Genomic DNA, 18,858 nt, shown 5'->3' with positions numbered 1-18,858 from the left:
ATACCAGCTCAACGCTGGTATTGGCTATCGTCTCCGGTATGCTTGCGTACCGGAGACGCGATCTGCGATACCAAAAAAGTCACCACACTATAGCGCCAACCGGTTCAGCTTCCCGTCTCCGGTATGCTCGCGTACCAAAGACGCCATCTGCGATACCAAAAAAGCCACCACACTAAGACGCCAACCGGTTCTGCCTCCCGTCTCCGATGCGCTCGGATATGCTTCCCGTCTCCGGTATGCTTGCGTACCTGAGACGCCATCTGCGATACCAAAAAAGCCACCACACCAAACCGCCAACCGGTTCTGCTTCCCGTCTCCGGTATGCTTGCGTACCAGAGACGCGATCTGCGATACCAAAAAGCCACCACACTATAGCGCTAACCGGTTCTGCTTCCCGTCTCCGGTATGCTTGCGTACCGGAGACGCCACCTGCGATATCCGAAAAAAAGACACCGCACCAAAACGCCAAACCGCTCTGCAACCCATCCACGTTAGCCAATAGAGATAAGAATGCAAAAATTCCCGTTCAGTGAAATAGGCAACAGGTTACTTCTTTGTTAAGCTCAGTGCGTTTTGCCAATAATCACAAGAATATCGGAGTCCACCTAAATGAAATATGCCGTTACCCTGCTGGCTGCTGCGGTGCTGACCGCTTGCGGCGGCCCGAAGCAAGAAGTGAAACCGGAGCAAACCGTGACTGTTACCCAACAGCAACAACAGCTGAATTACCCTGTTACCGCCAAAGGCGATGTGGTTGACACCTATTTTGGTACTCAGGTGGCTGATCCATACCGCTGGCTGGAAGATGATCGCAGCAGCGAAACCGAAGCCTGGGTGAAGGCGCAAAACCAGACTACCTTCGACTATTTAAAGCAGATCCCGTTTCGTGACCAAATCCGCGATAAACTGCAACAAGCCTGGAACTATGAGCGGGTAGGGGCGCCGTTTAAAGAGGGCGATTACACCTACTTCTATAAAAACGACGGCCTGCAGAACCAATTTGTACTGTACCGCCAGAAAGACGGTGGTGAGGTAGAGGTATTCCTGGATCCGAACACCTTTAGCGCCGATGGCACAACGTCGCTGGCCGATATCCGCTTCTCGCGTGATGGCAAACTAGCGGCTTACGCTATTTCAGAAGGCGGTAGCGACTGGCGTAAAGTTATAGTAATCGACACCGAAACCAAGCAGCAAATTGGCGATACCCTGACCGATATTAAATTCTCCGGTATTGCCTGGGTCGGTAACGACGGCTTCTTCTACTCCAGCTATGACAAACCGGATGGTAGCGAGCTGTCAGCCATGACCGATCAGCATAAGCTGTACTACCATAAGCTGGGCACACCACAGAGCGCAGATAAAGTAATTTTTGGTGCCACTGACGAGCAGAAGCACCGTTATGTTGGCGCCAGTGTGACTGAGGATGACCGCTATTTGTTAGTGTCAGCGGCGGTATCAACCTCTGGCAATAAGCTGTTTATCAAAGATTTAACTCAGCCGGATAGTGGCTTTGTTACCATTTTAGACGATACCAGCTCAGATACCGATCTGGTAGACAATGTTGGCGATACGCTGATCCTGGTGACCAACCGCAATGCCCCTAACCGTAAGGTGGTAAAGGTATCGGCTAAGGCACCACAGCCAGAAAACTGGCAGGATCTGATCCCGGAAACCGAACATGTACTGCGTATCAGCAGCGGTGCTGGCTTCCTGTTTGCCAACTATATTGTTGATGCCATTGCTAAGGTAAAACAGTATGACTACGACGGTAAGCTGGTACGTGATATTGCGCTGCCAGGTGTCGGTAGTGTCGGCGGCTTTGGCGGTAAAAAAGACGCCGATACGCTGTATTTTAGCTTTGCCAACTATATTACACCGGGCTCTATTTACGCCTTTGAGCCAAAGGCCGGCGCATCCAGCCTGTATAACCAGCCGAAAGTGAACTTCGACCCCAGCCGTTATGTGTCTGAGCAGGTGTTCTACACCTCGAAAGACGGCACCAAGGTACCGATGATTATCAGCTATCGCAAAGATTTAAAACGCGATGGCAGCAACCCAACCATTCTGTACGGTTATGGTGGCTTTAATATCAGCTTAACACCGTCATTCAGCGTGGCAAATGCCGTGTGGATGGAGCTGGGCGGTATTTATGCCGTGGCCAATATCCGTGGTGGTGGCGAGTACGGTAAAGAATGGCACCGTGCCGGTACCCAGCTGCAAAAGCAAAATGTATTTGATGACTTTATTGCCGCGGCCGAGTACCTGCAGACCGAAAAATACACCTCACCGGCTAAAACCGCGGTACGTGGTGGCTCGAATGGCGGCCTACTGGTAGGTGCGGTCATGACGCAGCGGCCAGAGCTGTTTGGCGTCGCCATTCCGCAAGTTGGTGTACTGGATATGCTGCGTTACCATACCTTTACTGCCGGCGCCGGTTGGGCATACGACTACGGCACCGCTGAGCAATCTGAGGACATGTTCAAATACTTACTGGGTTATTCACCGGTGCATAACGTGAAAGCCGGGGTTACCTATCCGGCTACGATGATCACGACGGCGGATCACGATGACCGCGTAGTGCCGGCGCACTCCTTTAAGTTTGCTGCCGAACTGCAGGACAAAGCCAGCAAGGCGACGCCGCAATTGATCCGGATTGATGTCAAAGCCGGTCACGGTGCCGGTATGCCGGTATCGATGGTGATTGATCAGGCCGCCGATATTTATAGCTTTACCCTGTTTAATATGGGTTACAGCAGCCTGCCGCAATAAGTGGCAGTAAAAGTACAAGGGCGCCTGCGGGCGCCCTTTGTTTTAGCTGAAATGATTGCCAAAAAAAATCAGACAGAGTAAGCTGCGTGCCCTTTTTAATTTATGGTTTCGCCACCACCTCTAATAGTGATCTAGCAGGTTTGGGAGTATCCAGATGGCAAAAGCAGTGATTTTAGTGCTCGACAGTTTCGGCATTGGCAGCGCGCCGGATGCGGATAAGTTTGGCGATAGCGGCGCCAATACCTTTGCCAGTATTGCCCGGGTATTTGCTGAGAAAAAGCAGCGCCCGTTGGCTATTCCTAACCTGACGGCACTGGGGCTGGCAAAGGCCGCCACCAGCGCGACACCCGGTTTATCGCTGGCTGTACCGCCAGCTACCCGTATTAGCGGCGCCTTTGGTTATGCCCGTGAACTGAGTAGCGGTAAAGATACGCCAAGCGGCCACTGGGAAATTGCCGGGGTACCGGTGTTATTCGACTGGGGCTATTTTACCGAGAAGACCAACAGTTTCCCGCCGCAGCTTATCGAGGAGTTATGCCGCCGTACCGGCGTTAGCGGTATTCTGGGTAACTGCCATGCGTCGGGGACCGATATTCTGGTCAAACTCGGTGATGAGCATATTAAAACCGGCATGCCGATCTGCTACACCTCAGCTGACAGTGTGTTTCAGGTTGCCGCCCATGAAGAGCATTTTGGTTTAACCCGCCTGCTGGAGTTTTGCCAGGTCGCGCGTGAGCTGCTGGACCCTTACAACATCGGCCGGGTGATTGCCCGCCCCTTTACCGGTGACAGCGCCCAAACCTATGCCCGCACCGGTAATCGCCGTGACTACTCGGTATTACCTCCGGCCCCGACGGTTCTGGATAAACTGGTTGCTGCCGGCGGCCAGGTAATCAGCATTGGCAAAATTGCCGATATTTACGCGCATCAGGGCATTAGTAAAAGCCTGAAAGCCACCGGCCTGCCAGCCTTAGTGGATACCACCTTAGCCCAGATGGCAACGCAAAGTGCGCAGAGTATTATTTTTACCAACCTGGTTGATTTTGATCAAAACTTTGGCCATCGCCGCGATCCTCTGGGTTATGGCGAAGCCTTAGAGTATTTCGACAGCCGCCTGCCGGAAATTTTACAGGCCTGCGACGATGACACCCTGGTATTACTGACTGCCGATCATGGTTGTGACCCAACCTGGCCGGGCACTGAGCACACCCGTGAATATGTACCTGTACTGTTGTATCGCCCGGGTATAGCGGAAGTCGATTTAGGTGAGCGGCAAAGCTTTGCCGATATGGGCCAGACCCTGGCTGACTTTTTCGGGCTGGATGCACTGGCATACGGCGACTCTTTTTTAGCACAATTACAGTAAGAGAACTTATGGCTACTCCACATATTAATGCGCCGGAAGGCGCCTTTGCTGAAACCGTTTTAATGCCTGGCGACCCGCTGCGTGCCAAGCATATTGCCGATACGTTTTTACAAGATGCGGTATGCGTGAATACCGTGCGCAATATGTTCGGTTACACCGGCACCTATCAGGGTAAAAAAGTCAGTGTGCTGGGCTCTGGCATGGGCGTGCCGTCAATGTCGATTTATGCCACTGAGTTAGTAAAATTCTACGGTGTAAAAAACATTATCCGCATTGGCTCCTGTGGTGCTTTGCCGCTGGATGTTAAAGTGCGGGATGTCGTCATTGGTATGGGTGCCAGCACCGACTCGATGGTTAACCGCAACCGCCTCGGCGGCCTGGACTTTGCTGCCATCGCCAGCTTTAGCCTGCTGGAAAAGGCGGTTGCCGCCGCCCGCGCTAAAGATATCAATGTGAAAGTGGGTAATGTATTTACCTCTGATCTGTTCTACAACCCAAGTGAAACCCTGTTTGATACGCTGGAAAAATACGGCGTACTGGCGGTGGAAATGGAAGCCGCTGGTCTTTATGGCGTCGCCGCCGAATACGGCATTAATGCGTTAGCGATTTTCACGGTAAGCGACCATATCCGCACCGGCGAAGCGTTAAGCGCCGAGCTGCGCCAAACCAGCTTTAACGAGATGGTTGAAGTGGCACTGGGCTGTTTGTAATTTACTGGGACTACGCGTTATGTCACTGACTACCAATAAAATGTTTTATGTGTCGTGGGAAGCCTTTCACCGCGCCACCAAAGAGCTGGCACGCCAGTTACTGGGCCAGAACTTTACCGCTATAGTGGCAGTAAGCCGCGGTGGCCTGGTACCGGCGGCGATTATCGCCCGCGAGCTGAATATCCGGGTGCTGGATAGCATCTGTGTGGCGAGCTACCAGCACGACAAGCAGGGTAGCCTGAGCGTGCTAAAAGATGCCTCGCTGGCCGACTCTGAGCAGCTGCTGATCGTCGATGATCTGGTCGATACCGGTGAAACGGCCAAAGCGCTGCGCGAGCGTTTCCCCAAAGCCCGTTTTGTTACCGTATACGCCAAACCACAGGGTAAGCCGCTGGTGGATAACTATGTTACCGATATCGAGCAGGATACCTGGATCCAGCTGCCATGGGATATGGAACTGGCCTACAGCAAGCCGCTGGCAGAGGAAGTATGAGCCCACAAAGCGTAACGCTAACGCTGCCGGATTGGATTAACGACGTGGTCGACTGGCAGCGCAGCTATCAGCACGATGACGAGAAAATGGCGTTAGCCATTGAGTTGTCACGGCAAAACGTACTGCGTGGCACCGGCGGCCCCTTTGGCAGCGCTATTTTTGACTGCGACAGCGGCAAACTGTTAAGTGTTGGCGTAAACCGGGTAATGCCGCTGCATAACTCCAGCGCCCATGGTGAGATGGTGGCCATTATGCTGGCCGAACAGGCGCTGCAAAGCTTTAGCCTGAACGCTGACGGTGTTAAACGCGAGTTGTTTACCTCCTGTGAACCGTGCGCCATGTGCTTGGGCGGCACCCTGTGGAGCGGCGTAAAACGGTTAGTTTGCGCCGCCACCGCCGAAGATGCCCGCGCTATTGGCTTTGACGAAGGCCCGGTATTTGAACCCAGCTACCAATATCTGCGCGACGCCGGCGTCGAAGTCGTGCGCCAGGTACAACGCAGCGCCGCCGCCCAGGTATTAAAAGACTACCTAAACCACGGCGGCACCATCTACAACGGCTAACGCCCACCAATCCCAACGCTAAACCACACCCGACTCCGGTACGCCAGCCGTACCGGAGTCGATCCTGCGATACCAAAAAGTACTCCAATCCCAACACTAAACCGCACCCCGACTCCGGTATGCGAGCGTACCGGAGTCGATCCTGCGATACCAAAATGCACCCCAATCCCAGACACTAAACCGGCCCCCCGACTCCGGTATGCCTGCGTACCGGAGTCGATTCTGCAATAGTAAGAAGTACACAAACGCTAGAATTAACTGAAAGTTAGCGATAAGCATCTGGCTATACCTAAGGGGTACATCACTGTCAAAACGACCCGGAAACGTAATTAACTTGTAAATATGCAAATAGCAAGGTTATAACCCGCTATCTACAGCGCTAAATTTACCCGAAATCAAAATAATTGATTTAACGCTATTTATTCGTTAGCGTAGTGTCAAAAGTTGAGATAGAAGGGCGTTTACACTGCGTGAAAGCAGGTGCGTTCTAAAGTAATAAGTTGTTATACCTTTTAGGGATTTAAGTGCATGAGTCAGGCTGAAGGAAATAAGCCCGTTGGTATTTATGTTACAAAAGGAATGAGAATAAACATTCCTAAAGGTGGCTTGCAAATAAGCGTTGATGAGAATGGAAAAACAAGCGGTCATTTGTCCTTTGAAGTGCTCATAGATGTCACTCAACATTGGCTATCCATTGCTTATGAGCATGTACTTGAAACAGAAGTTCATAGCAAAAATGTCATGCTTCATCATGAAGCTAATGATCCAATTTTAAAAGCTGAAGCAATGGAAAAAGAATTCCGCAGTGCAATGCAAGCTTGCACTTCTGCAGCTATAGCTATTGACGCTTTTTATGCAACCGTAAAGAATTACATTTCCATCCCTACAGCTTTAACTAAAGTATGGCGAGATAAAAGAACAGCAAGGTATAAACAGATTGCAGAGACTTTTAGGGTTGGTTTCAATATAAAACCTGAGCCAAGTAAAAATTTACGCCATATCCTTAAACAGGTTAATGAATGGCGTGACTTAGCTGTTCATCCGTCAGGCAGTTTTACCAAACCTATGTACCATCCTGATTTAAAGGTCGCTACTGAATGGCGCTTTGTTTATTACCGTTTTTTTAATGCTAAGAACCTTTACCGTGGATGTCTTAGTGTAATAAGTGCTTTGTGTGGTGTTGAAATTTCTAAAAATAAAAACTTGGAAAAATATTTAGTTGATACGAAGCCAAAAATTGAAGAACTTGTTCAAAAATACGAAGAAAAATACGGTTCAATGCATGAAAACGTATAACAAATTGCTTAATTTCGTTCCGGCCAGAAAAAGCATGGCCTCCACGGGACAGCCTACACTTCGTTTCGGCTGCCCATTAGCAAAGCGTTAAATGTCTATGATCGATCACGATAAATTCCGGACCTTAGTCAAGCAGCTTTACGCCACGGTCAATGATTTGGAGGCCATGTTCCCGGGTAGGCACTTCACCCCGGATGGCCATATGGTTGGCAGTTTAGGTGAATGCCTTGTGGCCGACGCCTATAATTTGGAGCTGAAGACAGCTTCCAACAAAGGCTATGACGCTGTCACCGAAACCGGCTTGGAAGTTGAGGTCAAGGCGACGCAATCCAACTCTGTTGCGTTCCGGAGTCAGCCTCAGCATACGATCATCATCAAGATCCTGCGTGACGGAACATTCGAAGAAATTTATAACGGGCCAGGAGCTCTTGTTTGGGATCAGTTTACAGGTAGACGGCTACCGAGTAATGGCCAGTTCCAAATCTCCCTCAACAAGCTCCGGCAACTCAATCAAACAGTGCCTCAATCTGACCGTGTGCCTAGAGCCATTTAACAATGCGCAGCACTACGCCGCCTGCGGCGGCGGGACGCTCGTAAGCTCGCGCCCGTGTGAGCTGCGTTAGCTAGGCGTTTTGGTATAAACAATAGGAGTAGTAGTTAAGTGACAGGGATTTGGGATATTTTAGGAGTTTTATTGGTGATTATCGCCTTTGTAATTCTGAATGAACTACTAGATTTGCCTGATTGGATGCGGTTGAATAAAAAAAGAGATGGGGTGCGTAAAGAGCTCGAAAAGCAAGTAACAAAGCTTCAGTCACAAGTTGAAGAACTTGAGCGAAAAGTCGATGAGCTTTCTAAATAAAGATAGAGCAGGCTTTGTTTTTTTAGTTTAGTTTTTACCGCTAACAAATTACTGCATCTGAAAAATTTACTCAGGAAATAAATGGAACTACATAACAAACGCCAGCATACTGCGCCTACGTCAGCAGGACTCACAATAATTTGCTACTTGTTTAGGCGTACATTATGTACTTTAAGGAGGAAATGGTTTGGCTGAATATTTTGGATTGTTTGTTCCTGTGCTGATTTTTATAGGCTTTTATCTATATATGCAGCTTGATGAGTATCGGCAGAGAATTCGCTTCTTAGAAGTCAAAATAAACGCGCTTATCAAGCATGCGGGTATTGAGTTTAACGATACTACTTTTGTGCCTGTTGAAGTGCACAATGCCATAAAAAACGGTCATCGGCTAAAAGCCATCAGGCTTTATCGCAAAATCACAGGCGCAGATTTAAAAGAGGCAACAGAAGTGGTGGATGTATTGCTCAAAAAATATAGCAATACACTTTTATGATGACCTTAGTTATGCAGACAGTTATGAAAATTTTATCCGGTATTGTCTTTATGATTGGCTTTTACGCGGTGATAACTTTTATCGAAGCCGTATCACTTAGGAATAGTTTTATAGGCATTACAAAGCCTGACGACGTTATTTGTTCCTTAGAGCCCGCTGCTAAAAGTCAGCATTGTGTTGAGTTAAAAACCTTAACTGATAAAATGCAAGTTATTAACGATAAAATTACCTTTCCCGAGGTCGTATACTGCAATATGTTTAAAGTTTTCAGTTTTAGCGAACTTGAGAGAACGTGTGCAAACTTCAGAGTAGCCGAAACGCTGTACGTAAAAATCATAGTATTAAAAGATGTAATAACAATCAGGTATAAAAACAACTAAGAAGGCGCGCGTGTTGCAGTGGCCTTCGCAGCTATTGTTAACAATTAAAGTTTATCATTAGCAAATAGCACACGCTGCAACCGCAAGCGGTGAACAGGTTTGCTTGCCAGGTCTGGAACGCTTGCATCGTTGGCAGAAAGCTTACGATAGGTGTTTTCGGCATTTAATTACTTAGGCGGGGCTTCTCGGGGGGAATTGAGTTTTGCCGGCAGCCGAATATTAAAGTATTTATATTTTTAGGTGCTTACATAGAAGATGCTGCTAAATCCAGACAAATTTCCTGCGCCTAATTTAAACAGTAAACTTTTATAAGGAAGTAAAAATGAAATGGGTAGTTTTAGCTGGTGTTTTCATGCTGACTGGCTGCAGTGTCACTACTAACCAACCTGCAACTGGGCACGCTGTTACAGCATCAGATACCATGGAGATTATCAGAAATGCGGCGGCCTCTGCACCAGCGGGAGTGACGGGCGAATATGTATTAAATATCAAAGCCGCCGGCAAACAAGGCCCTGTTGTGTATCTGAATACAGAACTCGACTATCGTGACCAACGCAACGTCACAGTTGCTTTGCACCCCAATATTATCCCGTTATTAAAAGCACAGTACGGTGTGACGCCGGAAGAGTTTTTTATCGGTAAAACAATACGGGTAAAAGGGGATGCACAACGCGTCAGAATTGACTTTATCAATGCTCAGCGTCAACCGTCAGGTAAATATTACTTTCAGACTCATATCCGGGTAGCAGATATTTCGCAAATCGAGGCGGTTAAGGAAGGCGTTTGATAAGGCGTATTACTCGCTGCTGGGAGCAACTCATATGGTTAGTTGCAAACCTTGGATGCGGAAACTTTTGCATCTGGAGAAACTTATGAAAACCTGGCTGTTGCTGGTCCTCTTTGGCTTTTCATGTTCAGCCATGGCAGAGAACCCGCCTCTTGATTGTCAGAACGCGATGAGTACGCTTGAGATGAATCGGTGCGCGAGCATGGCTTTAGACTCGGCAGAAGCAGAGCTGGCCAGATACCTGGCCGCCAGCTTAGCGCATAACGCAGATGATCTTGAGTTAGTTAATGCAATCAACGCCGCTCAAACGGACTGGCAGGCTTATCGGTTATCTCATTGCAATTCGGTCTACATGCAATGGCGCGACGGTTCAATTCGCGGTGTGATGGCACTTTCTTGCAAAACCCAGTTAACTAAGCAAAGAAGCCATGACATCTGGAAAAGCTTTTTAAGTTTTATGGATGGCACGCCAGCCATCTTACCGGAGCCCGACACATCACTTTAAAATTTAAAAAGGGATTTAAATGGATTTTAATGGTTTTATCTCAGAACAGACGATATCGCCTTTATCCAGCGCTACAATATTAGTATCCGTTACTTTATAAAATAGCAGGAGCTAATTATGTCATGGTTGGAGCGCAAGTGGTGTTGGAGCATGACGCTATCCTAATCCAGAGAAGCGTTTAATTTACGATTAGACATTCCGGATAAAGAGGCATTCTGCTGCTAATAAATACGGGGTGGTGGCAATATGTGGTGTTGTAGCCGCACTTGCCCATCCTGGCTGTATTGTATTGGGGCGCTTTATTTCAATCTGGGGTATGGCATTACGCAAATAGCGTGTCGCTAACCAGGCATTAGAGTAAAACTGTAAAAATATCTATAGTTATTAAAACTAATGTGTTGATTGGACGGAGGAACACAACGTGGCCACAACTGCGCAAACAACAACGGCTCCACCAAATATCAATATTACGGCAGAATACTTGCGGCTGATAGAGGGGGCCGGTAGATTACTTAATTATGCAATACATAGCCTTCAGCAGCGTAATAAATCCGGCACCGACGATTTGCAAATTTCAGCCGACTTAACCATTGCAAACTTAGTGTCTGTGCAGGCACAGACAGCTGTGTCCTATGCGGCGTCAAGGCTTGACCCTGTTTCAGTAGCTGCACTCGGATATGAGCTGCGCTATATTAACGCCAATCTTCCGAGTGACCACACGTTCCTCCTTACCGACGAAGCAAACCTGGACGCTGCAGAAGATGCAAAAACGGGAAAAGACAGTTTGGAAGACCTGCTCGGCAAGTGGTTACCGAAATGGCTGAAAAACTTGCTTAAGGTGCTCAATGAGCTGCTTTCTATCGCCTTCAAGGCTTAATAACCGGCTTATGCACGGGCGCTGTTCTGTCGGTTTTTTTGTGGTGATGACCACGAAAAATTCAGTCTGTACTCCGTTGCCCTGGCCTTACATTATGCAGCATGGAGACTATAACTTTGAAGCCCCGGATTTCTGTTATTACACTCGGCGTAGATAACCTGGAGAACGCGGTCAGGTTTTACCGCGACGGTCTCGGGTTGCCGACAGCAGGCATTGTTGGAAAGGAATTCGAGTATGGGGCTGTTGCGTTTTTCGATCTCAGTGCTGGTCTTAAACTGGCACTTTGGCCGAGACAGAGCCTTGCGCATGACTCGGGATTACCACTGCAACGTCAGAGTGCAACAGCATTTTCTATCGGGCACAATGTGATGTCTAAAGCCGAGGTTGATGCTGTCATGGTGCAAGCTGAACATGCAGGCGCCAACATTGTTAAAGCTGCAGCGTTAACGTTTTGGGGCGGTTACGCTGGCTATTTTCAGGATCTTGATGGCCATTTGTGGGAGGTTGTTTGGAATCCGCAGCTCCTGCCGGAGCAAGATGCCTAACAATCGGCTGTTATTGTCACAACAGCGCGCAGTTTATTCCTGGAGGAAAGTTGAAAAAAAGTTTTAAATTATCCCTGGCTGTCTTTTTAATCGCTGCATTGACTGCCTGTTCTCATAAAACGAAAAATGCCGTTGACTGGGATGTACTCCGACACGATATCGAGGCTTTAGCAACAGTGGCAACACGCTGTCTTGAGCAACAAACGACAAAATCTGATGCCTGCATTGATTTCGTCAGGCAGTACAAAGCTGGTGGTGCTGACAACATTAAAATATTTAGTGAAAATGCAACTGAGTTTCTGAAGCAAGATTTGGAAGCAGGGCTTGTCACCACGCAACATTTCATCGAGATTAGTAATGCATTTTTGTTCGTAGGCGGGTATCCAAAACCACAATAATTGGTTTTGGGGTTCCCCAAAGCAATATCGCGTTAACGTTTTTTGTGGTCATGCCGGGCATGGTTTCAGCATGATTGCTGCAGCCAATATCAATTCATAACCCGCTAGAGAATAAACCAGATGCTCACCAGACGAGATTTTTTACTTAGTTGCGCCGCCACAACAACCTTGCTGGCTATCCCGGCAATGGCGACTACGACTGCCGCCAATGTCGCTGCCACCGGCCTGCCAGCCCGCCGTTTTGATGCCGCCCAAAGGTTGCAGGCGCTTGAAGTAGGCCATGCCCGGCTGGGTGTGTGCTTGCTTGATACCGCAACCGGCGAAGTTAGCGGTAACCGCCTGGATGAATACTTTGCTATGTGCTCAACCTTTAAGCTGGCACTCGCCGCGGCCTATTTGCGCGAAGCGGATCAGGGCAGGCTGGATCTGGACGAAATACTGCCATATTCTGAAGCTGACCTGTTACCCTGGGCACCGGTAACGCGTGAACATCTGGCTAAAGGTGGTATGACTATCATAGCGCTGCTGCAAGCGGCCCAGCAGTTCAGCGATGGCGTTGCCGCCAATCTGCTGGTGAAACGCCTGGGTGGCCCCGCTGCGGTTACTGCTAAGTTCCGCGAAATGGGTGACATGATAACCCGGCTTGATCGCTATGAACCTGATCTTGGCTTAGTACTGTCGGCAGATCTGCGTGATACCACCACGCCGCGGGCGATGGCGCAGCTGGTGCAACGGATAACTACCGGTGAACTACTGCAACCAGACTCGCGACAGCGCCTGCTGCAATGGATGGAAAACACCAATACCGGCTCGAAACGGCTGCGTGCCGGGCTTCCTACCACCTGGCGTAGCGGTAATAAAACCGGAACCGGGCGGACCGAGGGCACGACCAATAAATATAATGATATCGCCATTACCTTTCCGCCGGGTCGTAGCCCAATTATCATCGCGGCGTATTTTGATAGTGGCGAATATACCGCGCAAATTGAAGATCGGCATCAGGCTGTTCTGGCTGAAGTGGGCCGGATCGCCGCCGAGTGGGCTTTGGCCTAGCTCGCGATACCAAACTAAACAGGAGTGTGTATGCGGTACTTTGTAGGGTGGGGCAGCTTGCTGCTTATTGTCAGTATGCAGGCGGGCTGTAGCAGCATTCCTGAGTGCCGCACTGTTACTCCTATTATTCAGGCCGGCGATCCTGTGATCACGGCGCTGGCCGCTGAACTGCAGCGTGAGCATCTGGCCGGTACTTTCGATGGCCTGGTGTTAGTCGCGCAAGGCGAACAGGTGGTTTTTAAAACTGCCTATGGCTGCGCCGATCGGGGCGGGGCTGTCGCAAATCAGTCGGCCGTGATCTCCGATATGGGCTCTATCGCAAAAACCTTTACCGCAGCGGCGGTGTTGCAGCTGGCGCAGAGCGGGCAGCTTAGCTTGTCTGATACCCTTGCACACTATTACCCCACGGCGCCTGAGGCCTTAAAGCCCATTACCATCCAACAACTGTTGGGGCATAGTAGCGGTTTAGATAACTTCCATAATGACTCTGACTTTGAGGTAATGGACAAGGCGCAAGCCGAAGCCCGTATCTTAGCATTACCGCTGCTTGCCAGGCCGGGTGAAAAAGTTGCTTACTCTAACGCTGGCTATACCTTGTTAGCGGCTATTGTTGAAACAGTAAGCGGGCAGCCGTTTCAAACCTATATTCAGCAGCAGCTGCTAACACCACTCCAGTTAGATAACACCGGTTTTTATCAGGATCGCCGGCTGGCGCAGGCTAACCTTGCCCGCGGTTACGGTGGTGATGCGCAGGGTAGCACCACCTATGAAAAAGGTCTTACCTGGGCACTGGTGGGGGCCGGGGGGATGGTTAGCTCCATCGATGATTTGCAGCGCTGGTCGATGGCCCTTAAACAAGGCAGTCTCTTTGCTGCCGGGGCACCTAATTTGGTATTTAGCCCGGCAAATGAACGCTGGCTGCTCGGTAGCCTGGCGCAGACAAGCAGCGGCGTCGAAGTGATTATCCAGATGGGCGGCAGCACTGACTATGGCTACACTGCCCTGATCCAGTTTATACCCGAACGGGATTTACTGCTGGTGCTGCTACTTAATGCGCATAACAACAAATATGCTAATGCTACCCATCATCGGCTAAGCAGAGAGCATATGTTACCTATTCTGCTTAGTCAGGCTGCACCTTTCACTGATATTTAAGTCGACAAGTTTTACGCTTTCACAGGAGCACAGGTTTGATGGATAGAATAACCGAGGCAGAAATAGCGACTAGCGTTAAAAAACATTACGGTATGACGCTACTGATAGCAATGGCGCCACTTATCTTTATGTTGCTGATTGGTTTCTTTGAGCAGATGGCACTTCATGTTATTCCTTTGCTGGCACCTATTACTGTAGTTGCCGCCGTATCCTATTTTGTCAAAAATGTTTTAACGGATCTATTTGCGAAATAGCCAGGCTAAGTTTTTGACTATGATTACCGCTATCGCAAAGTACCGGCGACAACACTTAGGATTAAGACTTAGGTTGCAGCTTAGTGGCAATAAACAGGGCTTCGACTTTTTCCCGCGCCCAGGGGGTTTTACGCAGAAATTTCAGGCTGCTTTTTACCGAGGGATCTTTTTTAAAGCAATTTAGATCAATCTGTCGGGCTAAGCCATCCCAACCATAGTGCGCGGCCAGTGCCGTGACAATCTGTTCCAGTGTTATGCCGTGTAGCGGATTATTGGCCTGGGTCATATTCGTTCCAAAAAAATAGCCACTCAAGGTGGCTATCTTAACAGTTCAGGTGGTATTACCAAAGCGCTGTTACAGCCGCTCTAATACGGCCTGGGTAAAGTCGGTGGTACCGAAGCTGCCGCCCAGATCGCGGGTAGTACGGTCGCCTGAGGCAATCACATCCCGCAGTGCGGTCAGGATTTTCTCGGCTTTATCTTTCATTTCCAGATATTCCAGCATCTGAATTGACGCCAGGATCACTGAGCTGGGGTTGGCCAGATTCTTACCGGCGATATCCGGCGCACTGCCGTGCACGGCTTCAAAAATCGCACAATCTTTGCCGATATTAGCGCCCGGTGCCATACCTAAGCCGCCGACTAAGCCAGCGCAAAGATCCGATAAAATATCGCCGAACAGGTTGGTTGTCACGATAACATCAAACTGCTGCGGATTCATCACCAGCTGCATACAGGTATTATCAACGATCATTTCCTGGGCTTCGATATCCGGATACTGCTGTGCCACTTCGCGCGCCGTTTTCAGGAATAAACCTGAGGTTGATTTCAGGATATTCGCCTTGTGTACGATGGTGACTTTTTTGCGCTTTTCACGGCGGGCTGTTTCAAAGGCAAATTCTGCAATGCGGCGCGCACCTTCTTTGGTAACAATGCTGGACGCCATCGCCGTTTGACCGTCTTCTGATACGGTCTGGCCGTGACCTGAGTACATCCCCTCGGTATTTTCCCGGATAGTGATAATGTCGATATTCTCGTAACGCGCCTTGGTGCCTTTAAAGGAAATCACCGGCCGTACGTTGGCGTACAGGTTGAATTTTTTGCGCAGCGTAACGTTAATTGAGGTAAAACCTTCACCTACCGGCGTAGTTAACGGGCCCTTTAAGGTAATTTTATTGCGGGCAATCGCATCCAGTGTCGCCTGTGGTAATAACTCACCGGTTTTTTCCAGTGCGGTTAAACCGGCATCGACATACTCGTAGTTAAAATCACAACCGGCCTTCTCTAATACCTGAATGGCGGCTTCAACAATACTTGGGCCAATGCCATCACCTTTGATGACGGTAATCGTTTGCTTACTCATGGGGATCCTTAGCTGCAACATTTTTTTAATTTATGGCCAGGCTGGCTGGCGCTGAACGGCAGGATTATAGCAAAAATGCCAGTTTGCAGCCAGATTATGCCAACCAGACTTTCGTCGGTTTGCGAATAAGCAATATAAATATGATGAATAGTAGTGGGTCAGAGTGAGCAGTGCGGATTGGCCGCCGCCAATAATTCTTGCTGCCAGAAGGCGATGGACGATTCTGGCAGTGCAAATAACTGCTGCAGTTGTTGTAACAACTGTGCTGTTGCCGGCTGGGCGTCGGGATAACGCAACAGACTAAAGCAAAGTTGCCAGCAACAGCGCAGGAAAAAGCCATGTTGACCACGGGCCTGCTGCCTGGCGTTATCCAGTGGCAGGTACTGGCATAAGGCCGCTTCGGCCCAGAAGGGGAGCTGATAATGATGCAGCAGAGCAGCACTTAGCCGTTGGCTGCGTTGTGGCTCCAATAAATACTGCTGCGCCAGCTCCGGCAGCAGCCAGCCTTGGTCCGTACAGCGGCTTAACGGCACCGCATTTAATGTTGGATGGTGCCACAGCGGCGCGCTTAAACAGGCTGCCAGTACGCCGGCCTGTTGTGGTGTCAGTGGCTGCGGTAAATAGCGCCCCAATAGCAACAGTGCCTCGAATAGCAATTGCTGTAAATCACGCAGAAACAGCTGCTGACTGCTGGCTTGTAGCTGCAGGTATTGCAGTAGTTCGGCGCGGGCCACGGCCAGCGGTAGCTGCTGTTGACCAAAGATCGCTAAGGCATGGCGCAGCCGGTGTACCAGTGTTTGCCGGCGGTTACTGTGGCTGGCGTTCTCAAGTAAATACTGTGCCAGCAGAGGTTGCTTTTGCAGCAACTGCACCTGGGCATCCAGATCCTGCGTATGCAGCCGCTGTAATACCGAATGTTCCAGTAACTGCTTCGGGGTTGGGATCACGGCTTCTGCCAGTGCCGGCATTTGGAGCCAGTCCAGCCAATGCTGAGGCAACAATACCGCAGGGGGTAATAACTCCAGCTCTTCGCGCGGCATTTTGTGCAGCTCAGTGGCACAGCGTTGTTGCTCCGGCCAATACTGCATGGTCAGAAAGTCGCTGTACTCGACCTGGCAAATCAGCCAGTAACGGCCAACCTGATCCCGGGCCAGCCGGCCACATAAATACAGTGCAGGTGCCAGTCTGGCCAGTTGATTTAGCTCCTGCAGCACCTGCTCTGACGGCGGGTCGAGGATCAGAGAGCTAATCACAGTAGACAGTGCCTGAGCCGAAGACGCCGCCGGTTGCACCGCTTGTGCCAGTTGTAATGCCAGAGTTAATAGCGGACTGTCATGATGCACTTGCCAGGGACGACGATGCTGTAGCTCGGTGTAGCTGCCAGCCAGGATACTGGTAGTAATGCCACCGACCTGTTGTTTTTTCAGTTTATTGGCCAATAACAAGGCGGCCGGCGCCTTAGCATTGCCGGTATAACAGGCCGCCAGTAAGCCGGCGGTACAGAGGGTATCACGACGCTGTGCCGGCCATTGCTTCAGGCGGGCCCATAACGCCAGCAACACCCAGCTTTTGACGGCTTGTGCGGCCGGCAGCGATGTCTCTGCCGGAATAAAAGAAAGTTGGGCGATGGCGGCAGCCGGTTGTACGCTGAGCAGCTCACAAAGTGTCTTATTGATCTCTGCCGCCTGGCGCAGGCATTGATGCAGGTCGTTGTCGGCAGGTTGGCGCAGCCGCTCACTGAGGGTACTGAGTTGCTGATAGGCGTTAAGCCAGTTAACTGCGACCGCTGACATCGGCTTTTGCTGCCTGATACTGGACTACGGCTGCTTCGCCCACCGCAACCAGTTGCCGGTCGACAAACAACAGGGCAGTGCACTCATCTGCGGTGGTAATGCCATCTGCCGCTTTGCGATGCGTGCGATAATAGAGTAACTGATAGATTTGTTGCTCGTTGCGAAAGGCTTCGGTGATATCCGGGCTACCCAGACGACTAATCAGCAGCTCCTGCCGCATGCTGGCATCAGGTTGCAGGCGGCCAATAAAGCGGGCATTAAAGGCTTCACGGTCCATCCAGTTCATTTGCGCCGGATCATCAGGATAAAAGCGCAATACGCTGTATGTCGCCAGCAAATATAGCAGCGCTCCGCCAATTAACAGCATTAACAACTTAAGTTTCATCCCGGTTCCTGTACCGACAAGCGGATATCTTGCAGATTAATTCCCAGTTCAAGGTTGGTTTGTAACGCCAGCACCTGGGTATAGAGCAGAATATCCTGTTTATGATCAATAATTTTCTGTTTCAGTTTTTTCGGGCAATCCGGATGCTGCAGTGCCTGATTTAAGCTGCTGCCCAACTGCATCAGTTCCTCTGCGCTTTTCGGCCCGATGCCAGCCACGCCGGGAATATTATTGGTGCTATCGCCCACCAGGCTCCACCAACTGACTAATTGCTCCGGAGCCACGCCAAATTTTTCTTTTACGCTGGCGACGCTGGCAAAGTGGCGGGCAAAGGCATCGTAAATCTGTACGCCCTGATTTAGCAGGGGCAAATAGCCTTTATCGGTTGAGACGATAATGGCTTCATGTTGATGTAAGCGCACCTTACAGGCGATAGTGGCAATCACATCATCGGCTTCATATTCATTTTGCTTAAAGCAGCGCAGCCCCAGCTGCTCGGTGTCTTGTTGTAACTCAGGCAACACTTCGGCCAGCAGTGCCGGCATCGGTTTGCGATTCGCTTTATAGCAAGGACAAAGCTGTTGCCGCCACTGGCTGCCGCCACCGTCAAATACCATCAGGCCATGACTGGGTTGCAGTTCCTGGCGTAACCGGGCAATAGCCTGCTTCAGCATCTGGCGGGTATTGCTTTGGATCTGCGCCCGGGTTGTGTCCGCGACATCCTCTGCCAGCGGCAAATAAGGGCGTTCCTGCACCGCATATAAGCGCCGGATCAGATTTAAGGCATCGATCAGCACAACCCTGGCCATAT

Annotated in this window: 22 protein-coding genes; 17 read left to right on the top strand and 5 right to left on the bottom strand. The window is 50.0% G+C overall.

Annotated features, from left to right (window positions below; all coding sequences use genetic code 11):
* Nucleotides 1–609 precede the first annotated feature (609 nt).
* The 17 genes from H1D31_RS12670 (at nucleotide 610) to H1D31_RS12590 (ending at nucleotide 14,506) form a co-directional block, all read left to right on the top strand.
* Complete coding sequence (locus H1D31_RS12670) at nucleotides 610–2,769, top strand: prolyl oligopeptidase family serine peptidase (RefSeq protein ID WP_065954517.1); 2,160 nt, start codon at nucleotides 610–612, stop codon at nucleotides 2,767–2,769.
* 154 nt (nucleotides 2,770–2,923) lie between these two features.
* Entirely contained in the window at nucleotides 2,924–4,135 is a 1,212-nt protein-coding gene (locus H1D31_RS12665; RefSeq protein ID WP_261259225.1) for a phosphopentomutase, read from the top strand.
* A gap of 8 nt (nucleotides 4,136–4,143) precedes the next feature.
* Nucleotides 4,144–4,845: a purine-nucleoside phosphorylase gene (gene deoD / locus H1D31_RS12660; RefSeq protein WP_261259224.1), complete on the top strand. Its 702-nt coding sequence runs from the start codon at nucleotides 4,144–4,146 to the stop codon at nucleotides 4,843–4,845.
* Nucleotides 4,846–4,864: 19 nt separating this feature from the next.
* Entirely contained in the window at nucleotides 4,865–5,338 is a 474-nt protein-coding gene (gene gpt / locus H1D31_RS12655) for a xanthine phosphoribosyltransferase (RefSeq protein WP_008607347.1), read from the top strand.
* A complete protein-coding gene (locus H1D31_RS12650) occupies nucleotides 5,335–5,901 on the top strand; it encodes a nucleoside deaminase (RefSeq protein WP_008607349.1) in 567 nt (188 codons plus the stop codon). Before gpt ends, H1D31_RS12650 begins: the two co-directional genes overlap by 4 nt.
* A gap of 528 nt (nucleotides 5,902–6,429) precedes the next feature.
* Entirely contained in the window at nucleotides 6,430–7,197 is a 768-nt protein-coding gene (locus tag H1D31_RS12645) for a hypothetical protein (RefSeq protein WP_261259222.1), read from the top strand.
* A gap of 91 nt (nucleotides 7,198–7,288) precedes the next feature.
* Nucleotides 7,289–7,750, top strand: a complete 462-nt coding sequence (locus tag H1D31_RS12640; protein WP_261259221.1) for a DUF6998 domain-containing protein — start codon at nucleotides 7,289–7,291, stop codon at nucleotides 7,748–7,750.
* 108 nt (nucleotides 7,751–7,858) lie between these two features.
* Nucleotides 7,859–8,059: a hypothetical protein gene (locus tag H1D31_RS12635; protein ID WP_261259220.1), complete on the top strand. Its 201-nt coding sequence runs from the start codon at nucleotides 7,859–7,861 to the stop codon at nucleotides 8,057–8,059.
* Nucleotides 8,060–8,246: 187 nt separating this feature from the next.
* Nucleotides 8,247–8,552 carry a hypothetical protein gene (locus H1D31_RS12630; RefSeq protein ID WP_261259219.1) on the top strand — a complete coding sequence of 102 codons (306 nt, stop codon included), beginning with the start codon at nucleotides 8,247–8,249 and terminating at the stop codon, nucleotides 8,550–8,552.
* A 702-nt stretch (nucleotides 8,553–9,254) separates the two neighbouring features.
* On the top strand, nucleotides 9,255–9,719 hold the full coding sequence (locus tag H1D31_RS12625) for a hypothetical protein (protein ID WP_261259218.1): 465 nt from the start codon (nucleotides 9,255–9,257) through the stop codon (nucleotides 9,717–9,719).
* 85 nt (nucleotides 9,720–9,804) lie between these two features.
* Nucleotides 9,805–10,224, top strand: a complete 420-nt coding sequence (locus tag H1D31_RS12620; RefSeq protein ID WP_261259217.1) for a lysozyme inhibitor LprI family protein — start codon at nucleotides 9,805–9,807, stop codon at nucleotides 10,222–10,224.
* 421 nt (nucleotides 10,225–10,645) lie between these two features.
* Nucleotides 10,646–11,101, top strand: a complete 456-nt coding sequence (locus H1D31_RS12615) for a hypothetical protein (RefSeq protein WP_008951366.1) — start codon at nucleotides 10,646–10,648, stop codon at nucleotides 11,099–11,101.
* A 116-nt stretch (nucleotides 11,102–11,217) separates the two neighbouring features.
* Nucleotides 11,218–11,646, top strand: a complete 429-nt coding sequence (locus H1D31_RS12610; protein ID WP_261259216.1) for a VOC family protein — start codon at nucleotides 11,218–11,220, stop codon at nucleotides 11,644–11,646.
* A 50-nt stretch (nucleotides 11,647–11,696) separates the two neighbouring features.
* Nucleotides 11,697–12,044: a hypothetical protein gene (locus H1D31_RS12605; protein WP_261259215.1), complete on the top strand. Its 348-nt coding sequence runs from the start codon at nucleotides 11,697–11,699 to the stop codon at nucleotides 12,042–12,044.
* A 120-nt stretch (nucleotides 12,045–12,164) separates the two neighbouring features.
* Nucleotides 12,165–13,097, top strand: coding sequence for a class A beta-lactamase (bla, locus tag H1D31_RS12600; protein ID WP_261259214.1), 933 nt, complete (start codon nucleotides 12,165–12,167; stop codon nucleotides 13,095–13,097).
* A gap of 30 nt (nucleotides 13,098–13,127) precedes the next feature.
* Nucleotides 13,128–14,252: a serine hydrolase domain-containing protein gene (locus tag H1D31_RS12595; protein ID WP_261259213.1), complete on the top strand. Its 1,125-nt coding sequence runs from the start codon at nucleotides 13,128–13,130 to the stop codon at nucleotides 14,250–14,252.
* A 38-nt stretch (nucleotides 14,253–14,290) separates the two neighbouring features.
* A complete protein-coding gene (locus H1D31_RS12590) occupies nucleotides 14,291–14,506 on the top strand; it encodes a hypothetical protein (RefSeq protein ID WP_261259212.1) in 216 nt (71 codons plus the stop codon).
* A gap of 61 nt (nucleotides 14,507–14,567) precedes the next feature.
* On the opposite strand, the gene H1D31_RS12585 is transcribed toward H1D31_RS12590, so the two are convergent.
* The 5 genes from H1D31_RS12585 to xni all read right to left on the bottom strand — a co-directional run bounded on the left by H1D31_RS12585 (nucleotide 14,568) and on the right by xni (nucleotide 18,856).
* The gene (locus tag H1D31_RS12585) at nucleotides 14,568–14,792 is read right to left on the bottom strand and encodes a VF530 family protein (protein WP_261259211.1); all 225 of its coding nucleotides are present in this window, start codon (nucleotides 14,790–14,792) and stop codon (nucleotides 14,568–14,570) included.
* A gap of 69 nt (nucleotides 14,793–14,861) precedes the next feature.
* Nucleotides 14,862–15,869, bottom strand: a complete 1,008-nt coding sequence (locus H1D31_RS12580; protein WP_008984290.1) for an isocitrate dehydrogenase — start codon at nucleotides 15,867–15,869, stop codon at nucleotides 14,862–14,864.
* 158 nt (nucleotides 15,870–16,027) lie between these two features.
* The gene (locus tag H1D31_RS12575) at nucleotides 16,028–17,662 is read right to left on the bottom strand and encodes a hypothetical protein (RefSeq protein WP_261259210.1); all 1,635 of its coding nucleotides are present in this window, start codon (nucleotides 17,660–17,662) and stop codon (nucleotides 16,028–16,030) included.
* Nucleotides 17,643–18,047 carry a DUF3192 domain-containing protein gene (locus H1D31_RS12570; RefSeq protein WP_261259208.1) on the bottom strand — a complete coding sequence of 135 codons (405 nt, stop codon included), beginning with the start codon at nucleotides 18,045–18,047 and terminating at the stop codon, nucleotides 17,643–17,645. The genes H1D31_RS12575 and H1D31_RS12570 overlap by 20 nt, the downstream gene beginning before the upstream one ends.
* Nucleotides 18,044–18,856 carry a flap endonuclease Xni gene (gene xni, locus H1D31_RS12565; protein ID WP_261259207.1) on the bottom strand — a complete coding sequence of 271 codons (813 nt, stop codon included), beginning with the start codon at nucleotides 18,854–18,856 and terminating at the stop codon, nucleotides 18,044–18,046. Before xni ends, H1D31_RS12570 begins: the two co-directional genes overlap by 4 nt.
* Between the last annotated feature and the right edge of the window lie 2 nt (nucleotides 18,857–18,858).

Origin of the sequence: Alishewanella sp. BS5-314 (assembly GCF_025377695.1) — a bacterium.
Classification (GTDB): domain Bacteria; phylum Pseudomonadota; class Gammaproteobacteria; order Enterobacterales; family Alteromonadaceae; genus Alishewanella; species Alishewanella aestuarii.
Note: the sequence above shows the minus strand (reverse complement) of the source record. Positions and strands in the feature narration are given on the sequence as shown.

Excerpts from the sequence above, each read along its gene's own strand:
- H1D31_RS12570 (WP_261259208.1), bottom strand. The coding sequence starts at position 18,047 with ATGAAACTTAAGTTGTTAATGCTGTTAATTGGCGGAGCGCTGCTATAT.
- H1D31_RS12670 (WP_065954517.1), top strand. The coding sequence starts at position 610 with ATGAAATATGCCGTTACCCTGCTGGCTGCTGCGGTGCTGACCGCTTGC.
- H1D31_RS12665 (WP_261259225.1), top strand. The coding sequence starts at position 2,924 with ATGGCAAAAGCAGTGATTTTAGTGCTCGACAGTTTCGGCATTGGCAGC.
- gpt (WP_008607347.1), top strand. The coding sequence starts at position 4,865 with ATGTCACTGACTACCAATAAAATGTTTTATGTGTCGTGGGAAGCCTTT.
- deoD (WP_261259224.1), top strand. The coding sequence starts at position 4,144 with ATGGCTACTCCACATATTAATGCGCCGGAAGGCGCCTTTGCTGAAACC.
- H1D31_RS12590 (WP_261259212.1), top strand. The coding sequence starts at position 14,291 with ATGGATAGAATAACCGAGGCAGAAATAGCGACTAGCGTTAAAAAACAT.
- bla (WP_261259214.1), top strand. The coding sequence starts at position 12,165 with ATGCTCACCAGACGAGATTTTTTACTTAGTTGCGCCGCCACAACAACC.
- H1D31_RS12575 (WP_261259210.1), bottom strand. The coding sequence starts at position 17,662 with ATGTCAGCGGTCGCAGTTAACTGGCTTAACGCCTATCAGCAACTCAGT.
- H1D31_RS12585 (WP_261259211.1), bottom strand. The coding sequence starts at position 14,792 with ATGACCCAGGCCAATAATCCGCTACACGGCATAACACTGGAACAGATT.
- xni (WP_261259207.1), bottom strand. The coding sequence starts at position 18,856 with ATGGCCAGGGTTGTGCTGATCGATGCCTTAAATCTGATCCGGCGCTTA.
- H1D31_RS12580 (WP_008984290.1), bottom strand. The coding sequence starts at position 15,869 with ATGAGTAAGCAAACGATTACCGTCATCAAAGGTGATGGCATTGGCCCA.
- H1D31_RS12650 (WP_008607349.1), top strand. The coding sequence starts at position 5,335 with ATGAGCCCACAAAGCGTAACGCTAACGCTGCCGGATTGGATTAACGAC.
- H1D31_RS12620 (WP_261259217.1), top strand. The coding sequence starts at position 9,805 with ATGAAAACCTGGCTGTTGCTGGTCCTCTTTGGCTTTTCATGTTCAGCC.
- H1D31_RS12625 (WP_261259218.1), top strand. The coding sequence starts at position 9,255 with ATGAAATGGGTAGTTTTAGCTGGTGTTTTCATGCTGACTGGCTGCAGT.
- H1D31_RS12645 (WP_261259222.1), top strand. The coding sequence starts at position 6,430 with ATGAGTCAGGCTGAAGGAAATAAGCCCGTTGGTATTTATGTTACAAAA.
- H1D31_RS12595 (WP_261259213.1), top strand. The coding sequence starts at position 13,128 with ATGCGGTACTTTGTAGGGTGGGGCAGCTTGCTGCTTATTGTCAGTATG.
- H1D31_RS12640 (WP_261259221.1), top strand. The coding sequence starts at position 7,289 with ATGTCTATGATCGATCACGATAAATTCCGGACCTTAGTCAAGCAGCTT.